Source organism: uncultured Dokdonia sp. (assembly GCF_937910895.1).
In the GTDB taxonomy this organism is placed as follows: domain Bacteria; phylum Bacteroidota; class Bacteroidia; order Flavobacteriales; family Flavobacteriaceae; genus Dokdonia.
In genome coordinates, this window is the sequence record NZ_CALEMI010000154.1 from 1 (window position 1) to 19,920 (window position 19,920).

The 19,920-nt window shown below is 38.6% G+C and carries 16 protein-coding genes, 1 tRNA gene and 1 pseudogene; 4 read left to right on the forward strand and 14 right to left on the reverse strand.

Translation table 11 applies throughout. The features are described 5' to 3' along the window. From Q0505_RS17950 to Q0505_RS18015, 14 genes and pseudogenes are all read right to left on the reverse strand, one after another. Positions 1–188: pseudogene (locus Q0505_RS17950) on the reverse strand (hypothetical protein); the annotation flags it as partial. A 2-nt stretch (positions 189–190) separates the two neighbouring features. Next, on the reverse strand, positions 191–820 hold the full coding sequence (locus tag Q0505_RS17955) for a hypothetical protein (RefSeq protein ID WP_299215820.1): 630 nt from the start codon (positions 818–820) through the stop codon (positions 191–193). A 37-nt stretch (positions 821–857) separates the two neighbouring features. Then, complete coding sequence (locus tag Q0505_RS17960; protein ID WP_114492882.1) at positions 858–1,217, reverse strand: STAS/SEC14 domain-containing protein; 360 nt, start codon at positions 1,215–1,217, stop codon at positions 858–860. Between the two features lie 26 nt (positions 1,218–1,243). Continuing rightward, a complete protein-coding gene (locus tag Q0505_RS17965; protein WP_114492883.1) occupies positions 1,244–1,666 on the reverse strand; it encodes a transcriptional repressor in 423 nt (140 codons plus the stop codon). A 2-nt stretch (positions 1,667–1,668) separates the two neighbouring features. Beyond that, positions 1,669–2,301, reverse strand: coding sequence for a cation transporter (locus tag Q0505_RS17970; RefSeq protein ID WP_178987064.1), 633 nt, complete (start codon positions 2,299–2,301; stop codon positions 1,669–1,671). Positions 2,302–2,385: 84 nt separating this feature from the next. Then, positions 2,386–2,724 carry a P-II family nitrogen regulator gene (locus Q0505_RS17975; RefSeq protein ID WP_114492885.1) on the reverse strand — a complete coding sequence of 113 codons (339 nt, stop codon included), beginning with the start codon at positions 2,722–2,724 and terminating at the stop codon, positions 2,386–2,388. Between the two features lie 105 nt (positions 2,725–2,829). After that, positions 2,830–4,086, reverse strand: a complete 1,257-nt coding sequence (locus tag Q0505_RS17980) for an efflux RND transporter periplasmic adaptor subunit (protein WP_299215824.1) — start codon at positions 4,084–4,086, stop codon at positions 2,830–2,832. Between the two features lie 18 nt (positions 4,087–4,104). Further along, on the reverse strand, positions 4,105–8,508 hold the full coding sequence (locus Q0505_RS17985; protein WP_299215826.1) for a CusA/CzcA family heavy metal efflux RND transporter: 4,404 nt from the start codon (positions 8,506–8,508) through the stop codon (positions 4,105–4,107). Positions 8,509–8,626: 118 nt separating this feature from the next. Continuing rightward, positions 8,627–8,995 (reverse strand): hypothetical protein, encoded by a 369-nt coding sequence (locus Q0505_RS17990; RefSeq protein ID WP_299215828.1) that lies wholly within the window; start codon positions 8,993–8,995, stop codon positions 8,627–8,629. Between the two features lie 271 nt (positions 8,996–9,266). Next, complete coding sequence (locus Q0505_RS17995) at positions 9,267–10,103, reverse strand: DUF932 domain-containing protein (protein WP_299215830.1); 837 nt, start codon at positions 10,101–10,103, stop codon at positions 9,267–9,269. A gap of 16 nt (positions 10,104–10,119) precedes the next feature. Next, positions 10,120–10,281 carry a hypothetical protein gene (locus tag Q0505_RS18000; protein WP_299215832.1) on the reverse strand — a complete coding sequence of 54 codons (162 nt, stop codon included), beginning with the start codon at positions 10,279–10,281 and terminating at the stop codon, positions 10,120–10,122. Between the two features lie 260 nt (positions 10,282–10,541). Continuing rightward, positions 10,542–12,329: a ParB/RepB/Spo0J family partition protein gene (locus Q0505_RS18005; protein ID WP_299215834.1), complete on the reverse strand. Its 1,788-nt coding sequence runs from the start codon at positions 12,327–12,329 to the stop codon at positions 10,542–10,544. Positions 12,330–12,722: 393 nt separating this feature from the next. Beyond that, positions 12,723–12,804, reverse strand: a tRNA-Leu gene (locus tag Q0505_RS18010). A 186-nt stretch (positions 12,805–12,990) separates the two neighbouring features. Beyond that, a complete protein-coding gene (locus Q0505_RS18015; protein ID WP_299215837.1) occupies positions 12,991–13,677 on the reverse strand; it encodes an aspartyl/asparaginyl beta-hydroxylase domain-containing protein in 687 nt (228 codons plus the stop codon). Positions 13,678–13,745: 68 nt separating this feature from the next. Here Q0505_RS18015 and Q0505_RS18020 point away from each other — a divergent pair, with 68 nt between their 5' ends. The 4 genes from Q0505_RS18020 (at position 13,746) to Q0505_RS18035 (ending at position 19,850) form a co-directional block, all read left to right on the forward strand. Further along, the gene (locus tag Q0505_RS18020) at positions 13,746–15,137 is read left to right on the forward strand and encodes a dipeptidase (RefSeq protein WP_299215840.1); all 1,392 of its coding nucleotides are present in this window, start codon (positions 13,746–13,748) and stop codon (positions 15,135–15,137) included. A 146-nt stretch (positions 15,138–15,283) separates the two neighbouring features. Further along, positions 15,284–15,655: a BlaI/MecI/CopY family transcriptional regulator gene (locus Q0505_RS18025; protein WP_299215843.1), complete on the forward strand. Its 372-nt coding sequence runs from the start codon at positions 15,284–15,286 to the stop codon at positions 15,653–15,655. Continuing rightward, positions 15,652–17,847, forward strand: a complete 2,196-nt coding sequence (locus Q0505_RS18030; protein WP_299215846.1) for a M56 family metallopeptidase — start codon at positions 15,652–15,654, stop codon at positions 17,845–17,847. The genes Q0505_RS18025 and Q0505_RS18030 overlap by 4 nt, the downstream gene beginning before the upstream one ends. Before the next feature lie 287 nt (positions 17,848–18,134). After that, positions 18,135–19,850, forward strand: a complete 1,716-nt coding sequence (locus Q0505_RS18035) for a serine hydrolase domain-containing protein (protein ID WP_299215849.1) — start codon at positions 18,135–18,137, stop codon at positions 19,848–19,850. The last annotated feature ends 70 nt before the right edge of the window (positions 19,851–19,920 follow it).

Here is a 19,920-nt window from a genome sequence, read left to right on the forward strand (position 1 = left end):
CCAACTGCATTTTTGAACAAATACCACCAATTGCCCGTATCACCGCTCTGGTCATACTGGAATAGGGAAATGCCCAAAGGCTGTATGATGATTATACCAACCGCAAACCCTAATACAATAGCAATAAAAAGACCTCGCCTGTTCAGCGCCCCTCTTTTTTGATTATGTATGCCATTAGCCAGTTTCATTTTCAGCTATTTATAGGTTTAGAAATCAGATTGTCCAATTCTAAATATTTTTCTTTCATAAGACTCAAAGCAAAAGCTCCGGCAGAAGCACTAAAAACAGAAAAGTCAAGCGCTCCTTTTACTCCAGTTGAAAAAGTCATTGAAACAGCAAATAGTAACAGTAGAAACCCGCTTAATTTTGCAAACAGTTCCGTTTTAAACCCTATTATCAAGAAAATCGTAAAAACAATTTCGGCTATGGTTACCAAAAGTCCGATTGTTGGTATTAATGAATTCGGAATCCAAGGATTGATCATTTGGGTATAACTCAAGAAACTGTCCCAATTTCCCCAAACAGAAACTTCTTTGCTCCAAATTCCAAATCTATCGGCGACCGCCGATAAAAAACCGATTGAAATTGCTAATCGCAAAAAGACTTTAATAAACTTGGTATTCATATTTTTTATTTCTAATTTTCTTAGCGTTTGGTTAAATGCAACGCAATTTTTTTTCTCGTAACAATTTTTACATTTCTTAAAATCCTCCTCACTTATTTTACCCCTTGCAAAACGTCCTTCAGGATTTCCATTGAGCACTATTACATTTGGGGATTTGGGCTGAGGATTATCCACTGCTTCCAGTGTAAATTGCATTCCCCAGATTTTAATAGTAAATAATAGTTCTTTCGTTTTAATTAATTTCTTTCTCTATCCATTCTTTGGCCAATTTTTTTTCATCTGGACCAAAGAATTTAATATGTGCCCTTGTAAATGGTATCAAAACTTCCGTAAATTGTTCTTGCCATTCTAAGTTTCCTACCAATGCGACTCGTTTTAATCTTTCCTCCTTTGGAAGTTTGAGTTCAATACCTTTCCAATATGCACTTGAGGACCAACCCTCAAAATTTTCCATCTCGATATACCAGTACACTTTATTATGTTCTTGTATATGGTCTTTTAATTGTGATTTCATATTTTCATAATCTGTAGCATCTAATCTATTTTGAGCTACCATATATACCTTACATTCATTTTTATAAATCGTCATCATTGTTCCAATTTTTTAAATCAAAATATTTAATCCAAGTCATTGCTGCACTTCTCACAGACTCCCTTTGCCACAAGGTTGATATCTTCTGCCACATAGCCTTCGGGCAGGTTTATTGTCGGAATTTTATGCTCGGTCAGGCACACCGTTTCACCGCAACTATTGCAATGAAAGTGTAAGTGAAGGTCGTTGCCGACCTCACATTCACAATTTTCCTCGCACAGGGCATATTTAACAATGCCGGTGCCATCCTCAATTTGGTGCACGATTCCTTTTTCCTCAAATGTTTTCATAGTACGGTAAAGTGTGCTCCGTTCTGAGCGTTCAAAATCTTTTTCGAGCTCGCCCAGGCTAATGGCCACTTTTAGTTGCGCCAAGCGCTTATAGGTCATCAAGCGCATTGCCGTAGGTCGTATCCCTTTGCTTTCTAAAAATTTTTCAACTTCTTGCATATTTATGTGATATTGTAGTTGATATTTTTTGCTTTGTTAAATGCTTCCCAACCTTCTTTTGCAGCGTATGGAACGATGAGCAAGGCCGCTACAGGATCTGCCCACCACCACTCCAGCCAGTTGACCAATAGCAATCCTGTCAATACGACCACTGTCTGGTAAAGACAAATAAAGGTGTCTTTTGCATCAGCCATTAGAGCTGGACTTTCCAGTTTTTTGCCATATTTTCTTTTAAAATATATCAAGATAGGATTGACAACGAGCGAGACCAATAATATGACCAGTCCCAACGTGCTCCAGCTTGCGGTTTCCTTATTGATGAGCTTGGTAATGGAATCATAGGAAATGAAAATACAGATGAGCGTAAATGAAACTGCAATCACGTTCAAGGTAATTTTTTGTCTTCGTTTTACCTTTTCTTCATCGATGCCTTTGAGCTCGCCGTGCAGTCGCCATCCAAGTGTTGCAGCACTTATCACTTCTATCGTGCTATCCAGTGCCCAACCTACGAGTGCGGAACTATTTGCTGTTATTCCAGCAATAAGCGAAACGACCACCTCTATAACGTCATAAATGACGTTCCAGATTTGAAGTGTTCTGGCCTGTTTTAAATTGGTTTTTCTTGTTGTTTCCATATTTTTATGGCTCTATTATTTTGTGTTTTTTTGCTATCTATTTAAGCCTAATTATTTTTCTTCAACGCATTAATTACGAAACAATTAAATTTTGAATTGTTTTAAGGATTCCTCTGTTTTTATCTGAAAAGCATCTTCAATCTCAGACAAATAAATGATGCCATCACCAGGATCTGGGGTTTTGCCATTTTTGAGAATGATGTCAATTGCCGATTGGGCCTCCTCGTTCTGGCAGACCAGTTCCAATTTTACCACAGGGCTGTTTGTTACGTGAAAATCGAGTGAAGGTTTAGCTCCTTTTGCCTTGAAAGCTCCAGTTCCTTCTGCTTGTGACAGGGTCATACTTTTAAATCCGTTATCAGTCAGAGCTTCTATAATTCTTTGTATCCTGTTCGGTTTTACAAATGCTTTTATTTCTTTCATAATTATTTATTTTTATCGATTTTGAACCGAGCCTGTTCTTTAATTTTAACTAACTAATTAAGACGATAAACAAACCCGGAATCAAAACCTTTGATTATTATTGAATTAATGTCCGTGTTCCAGTTCGCCCTTGACCATTTCCGAAGAAAGGGTGTAGGCTCCAACTGTGACAACCATAATATTTTTTGCCATTTCTGAAGGAATATTGATTTCCACAAAGCCAAGGTCATTGACACCTGTACTTACGGGGATTCTTCTGAATTTCACCGTGTTTTCTTCGGTTTCCTCATCCTCATCCACAATGAAAATATAGGATTGTTCGCCTTCCTTGACAATGGCTTCCTCTGGAACGGCATATCCTGATTTTTGTCCTTCCGCAATCCTGCCTTCAACATACATACCGGGAAGTAATTCGCCATTTTTATTATCTATATCGGCGTGCACGTGCAAGGCCTTAGGGTCTTCCTCAAAAGTTTTACCGATGGAATGTACTTCTGCGGTCAACAATTCATTGGGTTTAGAAGCTACCGTAAAGATTATTTTCTGTCCTTCCTTTACCTTTGGAATATCCTTTTCGTACACTTTTAAGTCTAAATGAATTTTAGAATTATCGCTCACGGCGAACATCTTGGACTGTGGTGCCACATAGTCCCCAAGACTTACCATTACCTCGTCTACATAGCCCGATATTGGCGTAGTTATAGGTATTGCAGAGTAGATTTCTCCTTGCTCTACCTTGGATGCGTTAATTCCCAATAAACGTAGTTTTGACCTTAAACCGTTTACACTTGAGGTCGTGGAACGAAATTTTGATTGTGCCATCTGGAATTCCTTGCCTGAGGAAACACCTTTGTCGAACAATATTTTTTTTCGCTCAAAATCCTGCTTTAGGAATACGAGTTCGTCGTTTTTTTCCTGATATTCCTGCTGCATACTTATAATATCCGGATGTTCAAGATATGCAAGCACTTCACCCTTGCGCACTTTATCTCCTTCTATAACCTTGATGGACCTAACATTACCACCCATAAATGGACTAATATTGGCCTTGTCTTGAGGGAAAAGTTCGAGTCTTCCTGTAACCTTGATATTGTTACCGAGATTACGTTTTTCCAACAATTTGGTCTCAAGACCAACGGTTTCGATTTGGTCGTTGGTAAGCATTACCACACCTTCCTCGCCTTCTTCTTCATTATGACCGTCTTCTTCTTCATTATGTTCACCGTGTGCATCTCCTTCACCTTCCATTTTTTCGGTAGTTGTGTTTTCTTCGTTATGTCCCAATTCTGAATCGGGCTTGTCGTTGCAACCAACCATAAAGAAGGTCATTAATGCTACACTTACTATTGCTATATTTTTCATTTCTTATTCTTTTTTAGATTATAGGTTACCCAGTTGGTATTGCAACTCAATGAACTGCTGGTTATATTGATTTATAAACTGTATATGATTTTGTTTTATCCTGATGGCGCTGTTGAGTATCGTGATATAGTTCACATAATCAATTTCACCTTCCTTAGAAGCCAGTTCCGCCGTAGTAATTTGTTCCTCGGCCAAAAGCAATGCACCTTCCTGATAATAGTTAAGTGTTTTTTGGGTCTTTTCCAGCGATTTTATGAGCTGTGACACTCTACTTTCGGTCATTGCCTTTTGTTCGAGATATTGATTCTCGGCGACCAATGCATCTGCTTTAGCGGCCTTTACCCTTGATTTCTGCGGAAAGAACCAAAGCGGTATGCTAATACCAGCCTGATAGGTGTTGAAACCCGACGCATCATCCACAATCTGCCTGCCGTAGGTGAAGTTGAACTTGGGTAGGAACTGTGCTTTTTCTACACCGATATTGGCTTTGCTTACTTCCGCATTTTGCATAGCATATTGAAGCAAAGGATTATTGGCTGCGGAAGCCGAATCCAAATTGGCCAAAAAATCCATCGGTTCATAGAGCTGACCAACCGTTTCTATTTCTTGGTCAATGCCCAAATACTGCTTCAATGCCCTTTTTGCAATTTCAATGTCATCATAGGCTTGCTGTCGTAAAACCTGAATCTGCTGATATTCGGAAGAGGCAGCAATAAATTCCAATTTGCCCGTTTCTCCTGTATCGTAACGCAATTCTGCAGCGGTCCTAAAGTTAGCATAAACACTGTCCAACTGTTCCGCAAAACGCAATTGCGCCTTGTTGTAATTGATGCGGTCATAAGCCTGCATCACATTGCGAATCAATTGCTGCTCGTTGACCGCGTAGAACGTTTCGCCCAGTTTAACACGTTCCTTATAGAACTTGGATTTTGAAAAACCTGAAAGTAAATCAATATTTCCTTGCTGTACACCTATGGTAGTTTGTACACCGGGAAGGTCATTGCCAAACTCTTCCTTTCCTGTAAATACCTGTGTATTTCCCAAATCGAAGCTGGTACCCTTCATCGCCTGTTCACGTTCAATAAAGGCTTGGCTCTCTTTAAGGGAAGGATAATTTTCCTTGGCCAGAGTGATGGCTTCTTGCAAAGTGAGCACTTGGCTCATCTGGCCGTCCTGCGCACTTGCGGAATTTGGGGTTAAGAAACCTCCTAAACTCAATAATACCACAACCACGGTTGCACTTTTCTTTACATAACTTGCGTCACCACCATTGTTTTTCTTTTCTTTTCGTGATTCCAGCCAATAATACAGGACAGGAACAATGACCAGTGTCAAGAAGGTAGCCGTTATAAGTCCACCGATTACTACTGTCGCCAAAGGACGTTGTACTTCCGCACCACCAGAGGTAGAAACCGCCATTGGTATAAAGCCCATAATGGCTGCGGTAGCCGTCAGTAAAATTGGGCGTAAACGCTCGTGTGTTGCCTCGTATATTCGTTTTTTTAAGTCTGTCATTCCACTTTCTTTTAGTTCATTGAATTTGTTTATCAGTACCAAACCGTTTAAAACCGCAACTCCAAAGAGCACGATAAAACCGACTCCCGCAGAAATACTAAAAGGCATTCCCCTTATCCAAAGGGCAAACACGCCACCAATGGCTGCCAAAGGCACTGCCATATAAATCATTAAGGACTGCGAGAACGAACTCAAGGCAAAGTAGAGCAATATGAATATTAGGAAAAGTGCAATAGGCACTACAATCATCAATCGGTCTGAAGCACGTTGAAGATTTTCAAACGAACCTCCGTAGGTTACAAAATAACCAGGTGGCAGTTTCACGTCCGTTTCCAATTTTTGCTGAATTTCCTCGACCATCGATTTTACATCGCGCCCACGAACATTGACCCCCACCGAAATACGACGAGAGGTATTGTCCCTTGAAATCTGCATTGGTCCGGGCTTATAGCTGATATCTGCAACCTCCTTTAAAGGCACTTGCGCTCCGTTTGGTAAATCGATATAAAGATTTTTAAGGCTGTTGATGTCTTGTCTAAATTCCTTTGCCAAACGAATGACCACATCGAACCGTTTTTCGCCCTCAAAAATGACACTTGCCTGTTCTCCAGCAAATGACGCACTCACATAATCGTTCAGCTTGTCAACGGTTACACCGTATTGTGCCATTTTTGCGCGGTTATACACCACTGTCATTTGTGGCAAACCACTTGTAGCCTCCACATTAAGGTCAGCAGCTCCAGGAACCGTTCTGATGACTGCTGCGATTTCCTGTACCTTGTCTGCCAACACGCCCAAATCTTCTCCGTACAGTTTGATTGCTACGTCCTCACGGACACCTGTAAGCAATTCATTAAAACGAAGTTCCACGGGTTGGGTAAACACGAAATTTACGCCGGGAACTACTGAAATTTTTTCTTGGATTTTTTCTATGAGTTCTTCCTTACTATCTGCAGAAGTCCATTTGCTCTTATCTTTTTCAAGAATAATGTAACTATCGGCAATGTCCATTGGCATTGGGTCTGTTGGTATTTCAGCAACACCAATCCTTGAAACTACCGTTTTTACTTCCGGAAATTCATTGATTAAATTTTGAAGTTTTTTTGAAGCCTCAATGGATTCGGTAAGACTGCTCCCCGGTTTTATCAAAGCCTGAAACGCAATATCGCCCTCATCAAATTTAGGTATGAATTCGCCACCCATATTGCTGAAAATAAACCCTGCAATTAGTAATAGAGCAACTGCGCCAATCACGACACCAGCTCGAAAGCGCAGTGCGAAATTGAGCAAAGGAAGGTAAGCTCGATTTAGGCCCGCCATTATTTTATCACTGAACCTATCTATCTTGTTTTCAAATTTTGCAAACCAACTATTCTGATTTTTAGTAGGTTTAAGGAACATTGCAGAAATCATTGGGACGTAAGTAAGACAAAGGATAATTGCTCCTAAAACGGCAAATCCAAAAGTAAATGCCATTGGACGGAACATTTTTCCTTCTACACCCGTCAAAAATAGAATTGGTGTAAATACAATAAGGATAATAAGTTGTCCGAAAAACGCCGAATTCATCATCGTACTGGCAGATTCATAAGCAATTTCGTCCATTTCAGCCTGCTCAATGACCTTTGTTGATTTTTTCATCCGTTGATGAATGTGAAACACCATTCCTTCTACAATGATTACTGCACCATCTACGATGATTCCAAAGTCGATTGCACCCAATGACATTAAGTTTGCCCATACACCGAATTGTTTCATCAAAATAAATGCGAAGAGCAATGATAAAGGAATAACCGAAGCTGTAATTAATCCGCCACGGAAACTTCCCAAAAGCAAGACCAAAACAAAAATCACAATGAGGGAACCTTCTATGAGGTTTTTTTCAACGGTGCTTGTGGTTCTTCCTATCAATTCACTTCGGCTTAAAAATGTATCTATGTAAACGCCTTCGGGTAGGGATTTTTGTATTTCTACAATGCGCTTCTCCACATTTTCGACTACGTTGCCTGGGCTTTCGCCTTTCAGCATTAAAATTTGTCCACCAACAGTTTCGTGTCCATCTTGGGTAAACGCACCATAACGCACCTGATTACCAAAGCCTACTTTTTCGGCGACATCCCGGATTAAAACAGGACTTCCATTTTGAGTCGTCACAACTGTGTTTTCCAAATCCTCGATACTTCGTGCCAAACCTTCTCCACGAATGAAATTTGCTTGGTGGTTTTTTTCAATATAAGCACCACCAGTATTGGCATTGTTTGCTTTAAGGGCTTCAAAGACCTGATTCATTGTAATACCGAAACTTTTCAGCTTATTAGGGTTTATGGCAACTTCATACTGCTTTACATAACCACCAAAAGCATTTACCTCGACGACTCCAGGTACTAATGCCATTTGACGTTTTACAATCCAATCCTGAATGGTACGAAGCTCCATAGCATCGTATTTATCTTCGTAGCCCTCTTTTAATTTTAAGGTGTATTGGTAGATTTCGCCAAGCCCTGTAGTTATTGGTGCCATAAATGGCGTGCCGAAGCCTTCGGGGATTTCTCCAGCAACTTCGGTTAATTTCTCTTGTACCAATTGCCGGGGAAGATAAGTGCCTGCCTCATCCTTAAAGACAATTGTAACTACGGACAGCCCAAAACGGGATACTGAACGCAGTTCGATAACGTCAGGAAGATTGGCCATTGCCAATTCTACGGGATAGGTAACAAATTGCTCAATATCTTCTGTCCCCAAATTTGGGGCCACGGTTATTACCTGTACTTGATTGTTTGTTATGTCGGGTACAGAACCCAAGTTTATAGTGGCCATAGACCAAATGCCGGTACCAACCAATGTCACTATAAATAAGCCAATAATAAATTTATTATTAATGGAAAATGAAATGATTTTGTTAATCATAGAAAATGTATTAATTCAGTTTAAAACTTACGTTACGAATAAATGCAACGCATTTATATAGCAATGCCTATCTTGAGAAGCATCACGTTAGGATATAGCTATCCTTAAAAAAACTGAATTATACTTGAGGGGGTTGGAAAAGGGATTCCAGATATCTGGAATTGAAGTTGACTGTATATAAATTAAACTGCTCTTTATCTTCAAACTTAAATCGATTGATAAGAGGTGTTGCGGTGTTTGCTATAAAAACTACAGGATGACAACATTGATGATGAGAATGGACAGGTACGTTATCCTTATCTGAATTATTATGATGCCCTTCGCTTTTTGCATCGTTTGCGATGTAATCTTCTACTATATATTCAAAGAAAGAGTCGCCATAAACTTTATGGTCTTGATAATGGGAAATTAAGTTTGAAATTTCTTCAATTGGTCCACATAAGTCCATATCTACGCTGATTCCTTGAAAAAAGAGTAAAATAGACATTGATATAGAAAAGAATATTTTCATAAAGTTTTACAAAGATACAAATTAATCGATGCACAGGTTGTGCAAAGAAGAATGCCAACACTTTGATATGAATGTGTAATGAACTCAAACTTGAAAATGTAGTTGTAATAATTTAAATAAGATGACGATATTGTGATACATTTCTATTTAGCTCATATCATAGTAGAAGTATCCTTAAATTAAATGAGGTTGATTGCTTGTAAGGCATTAAATCCAGTTTGAGGTACTGGACAAACCTTTATTTATTTTATGCCATAGCATAGACTTCATCAAACAGCTTTTTATCTAACCGCTCTTGTTGTCCGAAGCTTTTCTTCAAAACGTTATGAAGTACCGAGTTGAAGGCATTGTAACCCAACCATAGATTTGGTTCTTCATTGAGCAACAAGGCTTCATAGTTTAAAATTTCTATGACCTCACGAGACTTTTTTGAAGGGTCGCTGTTCTTGTCGCTACACTCGTATCTGAACAATTTCGTTCTGTCGAGAATTGCCTTCACAAATTCTTGTGTATCGATGATTTTAAATTCTTTCATCTTGTCGAATTTCTTGGTAATGGTATAGAATTCATTATCCAAAAATTTATCGAATAGATTATTCAATCTCGGCATAATCAAGTGCGTATTGTTCTTACTATGTTTGATGGAAAACTCGATTTCTGCCTGAGAAACGTGTAGTCCGTTTGAACATACTTCTCTATAAAACCCGAAGTGTCCAGAAGTTTTTTCACTTCCGTCATACGAGTTTTTGAACCGAAGCATCGGTAATATCAAGTCCTTATCGTTCTTCACGGTAAACTGGCTTTTGTCGTCGATAATAAAGTCAGTTATGAACGACCTGTCATTTTTGTTGATCGTGCGTTTGTGGAAATTCAGCTGTGCGTCGGTCAGCATTTCTTCAGCTTTCCTGAAGAACAGTTGGTTCGGAATGTGGCCATAGCTGTTCGATACCACGTTGACGATTTTGCCATTTGAGATAATGGCATTTTCAAGTCCTCTTCGGGATTCCATCTGGGTCAGACTTTTTAAGGATTTCATTTCTGATGGAACAAAGATTTCATCCTGTTGCAAATTTTGTAAATACATAGCTTTTAAATTTAGATTAAACATTTTCTAATAATACTTTGTAATGGCTGGGATGCTTATCTCTGTAGTAAGCGAAATGGCTTTCCCCACTATCAATGTCATAATTTTCACTACTCGACTGATAATGGTTTTCAGCTTCTTGCAACGAAATTTTAGGTTTTTCAGATACTCGTTTCATAATGATATATTTTGATTAAACAATATTTGAGCAGTACCCAAACGGAAGATAAAATCTCAGCTCAAAAGGAAACGGAATAAATAAGCGTAGGATGTTGCGTGGGCTTTATGCCGTAGTCTTTTGATGGGTGTATTTTACGAGTTTACCTTTGCGCTAACTATTGATTGATAACCCCTTCCTTGTAAATACATTTTTTAAAAACTATCATAAAAAAGAAAAAGGGCCAGCACGAATGCCGACCCTTCTTCAAACAACAAAAGCTAATCGTTAAATTCCTGAACTTGCTTTTCAAGAACTGTGATGCGCTCTTTCAAACGTGCTTCACGCTTGTCTCTCTTTTCGGCATATTCTTTTTCAATGCCGGCAATCTTGGATTTGTAATATCCTTGCATTGCGTCGTAGAATGAAATGTTCGTCAGATTATTGACGTGATTGCTTTCGCCGAAATGCACTTGCTTTGTGAGCATATAGCGTATCAACTTGTGAAAGATTTCCTTTTTGAACTTCTTCTTGAAATTCTCGACTATTTCAACTTTGGTCATCTTTGAAGTGTCGCCCAAGAACTTTGAGAAATACTTTTGTTGGCTCATATAGTCCACATTGTTCTCAAATAGCGATATCGAGAATGCCACCATTTCATCTTTTGAAAGTGTCTTCTTAGTATCAACGTATTTCGTCTCACGAATCATCTGCACAACTTCTTCAAACTGCTTGTTGTTCTCTATTTGCTTCTTCCGGATTTCTCTTTCGTTGATTTTAACGATTTGTTCTTCGGGCGTACAATCTGCCATTTTTCTGTTAGCCAATGGTGCCGAATAATCTGTTGATTCATCTTTTGTTTTTTCAACAATTTTTATGAAGACTTCTTTATTCCTGTACGTTTCAGGATGGAACAAAATGCCATTGACGAATCCATTTTCTTTCGCTGAATTGTATTCTTCCAAGGCTTCATTGTGATTCTGCATTGCTTCATCCAATTCTGCCTTTAATTCATCTTCAGAATAATCGTAATGTTGATATTCTATCTTAATGCCCTCGATTGTTGGCTCAATCGGATTCTTTATAATTTCAACATCGTCCAATAAATAGACTTTCAATCGGTTCTTTTCTAATTGCGATATAATGAGCTGATTGTTCTCGTCATCTGCCCAATACTGTCGTATTTCAGGGATTAAAAGGATATTCTCTTTCTTGGACTTTTCAATCAGGTTCAAGAGCGATTTGCTTTTCTTCGTTTCAAAACAGGCTGCTTTCGTACAGACCATTTTTCCTTCGCCGAACAGATTGCCTTGATTTGCAGCATTGAAAGGACATTCAACACAAGACCCTGCTTTCGGGACCAATTTCTTGTCAGTTACATCAAAAGATGCTTTTTCCAAGTCATAAGTCTGGTCTTTAATCATCCTGTTTATCTGATGTGCATTAAAATCCTCGCCCATCGTTTCCAACATCATCTGCTGTTCTTCCGGTTCAAAGAGCGCTACACCTACACCCAATGATATGGTCATTTCGCCATTACGCACAAATTGCTTAAAACCATCAATCAGTCCAGCCAGTTTAAGTCGCTGTCTGATGAAGTTATCCGTTCTACCCAGCCGCTTCGCAATTTCAGTAGGTGCATATTTCTCACTTAGGTAAGCAATCGCATCGGCTTCTTCGGTCGGTTCGACATCCTGTCTTTGCAGATTCTCGATAATCTGAACTTCCAGAACATCATTGTTCTCATAAGTCCTCACGATACAGGGTATCGTTTTCTTTCCTGCCAATTTACTGGCACGATACCGACGTTCGCCCATCACGATGACATATTGACCATTTAGTTGTCTTATCGTGATTGGTTGCAACACACCGTGCTTTTCGATACTCTCAGATAGCTGCTTTAACGCATCTTCGTTAAACGTCTTTCTCGGCTGTTCTGGGTCAGGCTTGATTTTACCCAATGGTAAGTTCTGAATTTGAAGTGCTTTGGATTTCTTTCCGTTTACTTCTTTCTTGGCAGCTACTTTTGTTCTGCTGCGCTTCTTTGTGGTACTCGCTTTTGTTGTCATAATACTCAAATTTTTGATTAAACAATATTTGAGCAGAAACCAAACGGAAGATAAAATCTTGGCTCAAAAGGAAACGGAATAAATGAGTAGGGGAAGAAGCGTTGGCTTTATGCCGTAGTCTTTTGATGGAAGTATTTTACGAGTTTACCTTGCGTGTATATTGTATGATAATAAACCCCTCTAACGAAGAACGAAGGTTGAGATAACCTAAAATTTATTAATCCTCAATACAGAAAATAGTGTTTGGTATCAAATGAAAGGATATAGCATTAAAGTCAATTCGGTTCTGAAAAAAGGTAAAATGTTGTACCTATGTTGTACCCAAGGTCAAAAATCGTGAAGAAAACCCACTTTTTTAAAATGAAAAAGCCGAAGATTTCTCTTCGGCTTTTGTGCGGATGACAGGAATCGAACCTGCACACCTCGCGGCATCAGATCCTAAGTCTGACGTGTCTACCAGTTCCACCACATCCGCATTTTAAATATTTTAACACTTTTTCTTAGGTTAAATCCTAAGTCTAGCGTGTCTACCAATTCCACCACGCCCGCGTTTAATAAACCATTACGCATTGCTTTGTAACGGGGTGCAAATATAAGAATAGTTTTTAATTGCAAAATATTTTTATTGAAAATTTAATCGCTTTTTTATCTCCTTGTTTCCTTACGATTTCAATATATTCTCAATCAGTTCTTGAGACACCTCCGTTCCTTGGCGTTGTAACTCCTCCACAATCCGTTGCTTTTCTTCTTCGGAGTAGGCTATTTGCTGGTTTTCTTGTTCGAAATCATAACCTAGTTTTGCAAATAAGGCATCGCTCCACGCATTTCGCTTACAATCCATGACGAGATGGATTCTGTCTGATGTTCCGTTATTCTCTACCGCATGTGGCAAATTAAAATTACCGTACCAACAGCTCCCTACGTCCATGGTCACAAGTTCTTTATTGATATAAAATCGAACATCTTCATTGGTTGTAATAGGTACATGTACTCTAAACACACCATCTTCATAGCCCAATTCCAGATCTGTATGCTCATGAATTTTACTTCCTGCACAAAGATTCAGTAAGCGGATGGACTCCTTCTCACATTCAAACTTGGCAATAATCTCCTTAAAATACTCGCATTTTTCTAATAAAGGGCTATTCATAAATTCGCCCGAAGGAGAAAAAGCACCAATCGTATCTGTCGCTCCATCCATAGAACGAAGCGCAATCAACTTCCAACTTCCCGCAAAATCAGCTTTATTGTAATGCTCAGAAAAAGCAAACCCCTCACATATCTTATACTCCTCTAACAATCGATCTTCGGAAAAAGTAAATGGGAAACAGGCACTCGAAAAACTCATATCTTCTGTTTTATACACCTTAAAAGTAGTCCATTTTTAGTACTTTTAAAGAAAAATTTAGAATCTATATGCAAACTATCACTTCCTATATTCAGGAACACAAACAACGCTTTATCGATGAGCTGATCGAACTCTTAAAAATCCCTAGTATTAGTGCTGATTCCGCTTTCGCGAAAGCGACCTCACAAACAGCTACCGTAGTAGCAGACAGTTTAAAAGCCGCTGGATGTGACACCGTAGAAATATGCGAGACCCCCGGATATCCGATTGTATATGCTCATAAAATCATAGATCCGAATCTACCTACCGTATTGGTTTATGGTCACTACGATGTACAGCCACCAGATCCACTAGATTTATGGGATTCACCACCGTTTGAACCTGTCATCAAAAAGACAGAAAAACATCCTGACGGTGCTATTTTTGCACGTGGTGCCTGTGACGATAAAGGGCAAATGTATATGCACGTCAAAGCGATGGAATATATGACTGCAAATAATAAGCTGCCGTGTAATGTCAAGTTTATGATTGAAGGCGAAGAAGAAGTAGGAAGTGTCAACCTTGCTTGGTATGTAGAACGTAATCAAGAAAAACTAGCCAATGATGTGATCTTAATTTCAGATACAGGAATGATCGCAAATGATATTCCGAGTATCACGACAGGACTTCGTGGTTTAAGCTATGTAGAGGTAGAGGTGACTGGACCCAATCGTGATTTACATAGTGGTTTATACGGAGGAGCGGTCGCAAACCCAATCAATATCTTATCCAAGATGATTGCCTCGCTTCACGATGAAAACAACCATATTACCGTCAAAGGATTTTATGATAAAGTAGAAGAACTCACCGCTACCGAACGTGCAAAAATGGCGGAGGCGCCTTTTGATTTGGAGAACTATAAAAAAGCACTTGATATCGCTGCGGTATATGGAGAAAAAGGCTATACTACTAATGAGCGCAACTCCATACGCCCTACCCTAGATGTCAATGGAATTTGGGGCGGTTATACGGGTGAAGGAGCCAAAACAGTGATCGCTAGCAAAGCATTCGCAAAAATCTCTATGCGTTTAGTTCCACATCAAGATTGGAAAGAGATCACCGAATTATTTAAAACTCATTTTGAAGGCATTGCACCAGAAGGCGTGACGGTAAAAGTAACGCCACACCACGGAGGACAAGGGTACGTAACGCCTATAGACACCATAGAATATCAAGCCGCCGAAAAAGCGTATGAGAAAACCTTTGGCAAAACCCCTATCCCACAACGTAGTGGTGGGAGTATTCCTATCGTGGCTCTTTTTGAAAAAGAACTAAAAAGCAAAACCATCCTCATGGGATTTGGCTTAGACAGCGATGCCATTCATTCTCCAAACGAACATTTTGGGGTTTGGAATTACTTAAAAGGAATCGAGACCATTCCGTATTTTTATGAGTATTTTACGGCGTTGAAAAGCAAGTAGCATTTACTTTATAACTTTATAAAATGATAAAATCCTTTAGATGAGCACAATCTAAAGGATTTTTTTGTTAAAGTTTTACTCTACACTTGTAGAATTAAAATTTTATTCTACATTTGTAGAGTTAATTCTAAAAAACGTAGAACCACATGGCATTATCTGCAGCAGAAGAACAATTGATGCAACTCCTTTGGAAACAAGAGCGTGCTTTTATGAAAGATCTCATAGATGCCTACCCAGATCCGAAGCCTGCTACGACAACCATAGCTACCTTATTGAAAAGGATGCAAGACAAAAATTTTGTAGACTATATTCAGTACGGACGTTCTAGAGAGTATTTCCCGTTAGTAAAAAAGACAGATTACTTTTCTAAACACGTAAACGGTCTCATTAAAAACTTCTTTAACGACTCTGCCTCTCAATTTGCTTCCTTTTTTACACAAGAAACAGATCTCAGCGAAAAAGAACTTCAAGAATTAAGAGGTATCATAGACAGTCAACTTAAAAAGAAAAAGCAATGATCATTACCTACCTCATCAAAAGCACGTTGTGCCTAGCTGTCTTATTTGGGTTTTATAAGATCGCATTAGAGGGCAAAGCATTACATCAGTTTAAGCGTTATTATTTATTAGCAAGTCTTGTGTTCTCACTTACCATCCCTTTAGTAACATTTACCTATACAACGACAGCAATGCCAGAAGATATCTGGGTAGAAAATTTTGTGACGGCTTGGGATCAAAGTCCTATAGCACCTACTCCTACTGTGGTAAAAAAATCAAAAACCAATTATCTTCCTTATGTGCTTTTGAGTATCTACGGCATAGGACTCTTTATTTTTGGAGGGCGTTTTATTTTAAATTTAATTCGCTTAAAGCGAAAAATCACGATGGCGGAAACCCATCCGCAACAGGGTTTTACGTTGGCACTCTTACAGCAGTCCATTGTTCCGCACTCGTTTTTGAAGTATATTTTTCTTTCGCGAAAGCGGTATAAAAACAAGGAAATTCCCTCAGAAGTCATTGCACACGAAGCAACACACGTACGTCAAAAACACTCGTTAGACATTTTATTTATAGAATTTTTACAAGTGGTATTTTGGTTTAATCCGCTGTTTTGGATTGCAAAAAAATCTATAACTCTTAATCATGAGTTTTTAGCCGACCAAGGTGCCATACGAGAACAAAACAATATTTATCAATACCAACATATACTCTTAAGTTATGCGAGTAGTACTCATCATACTACCCTTGAGAGTCCATTTAATTATTCATCAACAAAAAAACGAATCCTTATGTTATCACAATCATTTAACCGAAAACGACTCGCAATAAGCGCGTTATTATTGATCCCCATTTTTGCGGGCTGTGTCTTAGTTTTTAATCAAGGAATTATTGCACAACCAAATAATGATCTTGCCATAGAAGGGCACTGGATAGACAAAAAACACGAGAACACCAATGTTTCTATTTATAAAGAAAATGATGTTTTATGGTGGGATATGAATAATAACAAAACACCTATCACTACTAAAAATGGCGAATATTATATAGATTTAGCTCCACATAATAGAGCTATAGATAAAAAAATTAAATTATCTATAGAAAATGAGTTACTTAAAGTTGGTGATAGTATCTATTATATAGCTCCAGAAAACACTATAAGTCATAGAATACATGGTATCTGGATGACTCCAGATGGCGACACCAAATACCACTTTAATGGTATAAACGGGGGTACTACCTGTGATGTCATTAATGTTTCAGAGAATAAAAGCGCTCGGTATTATCCAGATCCTATTGACAATGGAATGACATTTACAATGGGATACGATTGGGTGACTTTTACTTTTGAAGGAGAACAACTTATAACACAAGACGGGACCGAACTTCATCGTATTGAAAACTATTCTGTCTATAAAACAGAAACGCAACAAACCTCTACTACATACGCCAAAGATTTTGTAGAAGGTGCCGAAAGAAATGGAGAGAAAGCGCTTGTAATTGAAATAATGAACAAAACTGTTCGCGTTAACGGAAAAGCATCTTCGGTGGCAACACTTCGTAACGATATTGATGCGGTTACTAAAGATTGGTCAAAGTCAGAATATATAGAAGGATATCCTTCTATACTGGTTAAAAATCCTGATAAAGAATTTCTTAAAAAACTAAATGAAGAGTTCTTAAAAACGAAGTATTCAAAAGCAAATGGAGGTATGGATTTATTACCACCACCTCCGCCACCACCGCCTCACGCTCCCGAAGCTCATTCACCAGTAGCTCCTCCTGCACCACCTGCGCCTCCAGCGCCACCAAGTGTTGAAGATCATCTTAGGAGTATGAATAACATAGGAGGGGTGTTTTATTATGAGAACAAAGAAGTGCCTTTTGAAAAAGCGTTAAGTCTTGTAAAAACAAACAACAGTCTTAATGTGCAAACACGTTCTCCATACACCAATGCACCTAAGACCTATATTTCTAAAGCACCTATTACCTTCTCTGCTCAGGATCAAAACAAAAAAATGATTACTAAGGAAGATATTAAGGTATATAATAAACTTGCGAAGAAGTACAACAAAAATCCTAACGGACAAATACTTAAAAAAGAGGTTGCTTTTATGTACGATATCTATAATAGAATGACAGAAAAGCAGAAGAAAAATGCTGAACCGTATCCTGCTATTCCACCGCCACCACCTCATATTCCTGAAAAGTAAAACATACGAAAATCGGATCAAAAAAGACTTTAAAGACATATAGCTTATAATCACTACAAACAAAACTTCATACATTCTAAAACCCGCTTTCTTGCGGGTTTTTATATATTTACATAGAAGTGATCTAAAAGTAATAAAACAAGTAAATCGTCACCCTGAACCTGTCGAAGGGATGCATAATCAAAAGATTAAAAACTTCGACACGTGTTACACTGAGTTTATCGAAGAGCTCAGTTTGACAAACTACATGAACTTTTTTGAATCCTATTATACATAAATCATCAATCATGACATTCAAATCAACTCTTCTTTCTGTTTTTCTAGTATTCGCTTTCGCGAAAGCGGTCTCAGGACAAATCACAACACCACCCACATTCACTAAAATTACTCCAGAGCTTGCAGCAAAAGTAGACGCTGTATTTGCGGATACTGATAAAACAAATCATCCTGGAGCGGCTTTGGGCATCTTTAAAGATGGAGAAATCATTTACGCAAAAGGATATGGATATGCCAATTTAGAATATGACATCCCCATTTCATCTACCTCTGTCTTTCGAATTGCCTCTACCTCAAAACAATTTACAGCCGCCTGTATTGTCTTACTCGCGCAGCAAGGAAAACTATCCTTAGACTCGACACTAGACACCTTCTTTCCTGAATTTCCAAGCTATGCAAAAACAATTACGGTAAGACACCTTCTTAACCACACCAGCGGAATCCGTGATTATCTGGTTCTCGCTTCTCTCAGCGGATTAGGAGATGAAGATTTTTATACGGATGAAGATGTTATGAAGTGGCTTGTACATCAAGAAGAGCTTAATTTCAAACCTGGCGATGAGCATTTATACAGCAATTCTGGCTACTGGCTACTCGGTCAGATTGTTCAGAAAGTAACAGGAACATCGATGGCAGATTACGCCATGAAAGAGATTTTTAAACCTCTGGGGATGAACAACACCCATTTTCACAACGATTATACGGCTATTGTAAAAAATCGTGCTTCTGGGTATTATCCTACACCAAATGGAGGTTTTCAAATCAGTATGACCACCCTGAATATGATTGGTGATGGTGGCATATTTACTACGATAGAAGATTTAAAAAAATGGGATGATGCGTATTATGATTCTAAAATTCTTACGGAAGATTTCTGGAAAACCATGACTACAACCACCATACTTAATGACGGAACGGCCAATGAATATGCTTCAGGTCTGGAGGTAGGCGTATATGATGGTCATAAAATCATAAGTCATGGCGGTGCCTTTGTAGGATTCCGTGCGCAAAAATTTCAATTTCCAGATGATCATTTTACCGTTGTTGTCCTTGCCAATCGAGGGGATGCCAATCCTAACGAACTCGCCTCCAAAGTGGCTGATTTATTTTTAGATCCTATTGAGATCACTACCCCAAATGAAGATGAAGATGCTGTTGTTTCTAATACCGCTTTCGCGAAAGCAAAACCCATACAACTCCCAATAGCCGATCTTAAAAAACTAGAAGGATCGTATTGGAATGCAGATTCAAAAACCAGTAGAAACCTCACGCTTGTAAATGATACGCTAGTCTATGACCGCGGAAGTGGAAGAGTGACCAAAATGGAACCTGTTTCAAAAAATACATTTAGATGGATAGGCCCTGATATTCCTATTAAACTTACCATAGACAATCCAAACACACCCTCTGGTTTTACATTAGAGATTCCAGGACAAGGGGTTTTCAATTATAAAAAATATGAGCCTCTAAAACAACTTACAGCAACGCAATCACAGCAATACGAAGGCGATTATTACAGTAAAGAATTGGATGTGACCTATACTTTTAAAAAAGAAGATAACGGACTCACTTTATATATAAATGGAGAAAATCTTGCGCCTGTAGTGCCTATTATGAAAGACAAATTTAACGTCGCTGGATATATGACATTTGATTTTACAAAAGATCAGCAAGAATTCAGAGCTTCTGCTGGACGTGTTCAAAATCTACGTTTTGTAAAGAAATAGTTTTTCATGGTATAAATTGAGAGAGATCTCTTAAAACAAGTTTGTTTTCTCACGCTCCTCCCTACCAGAA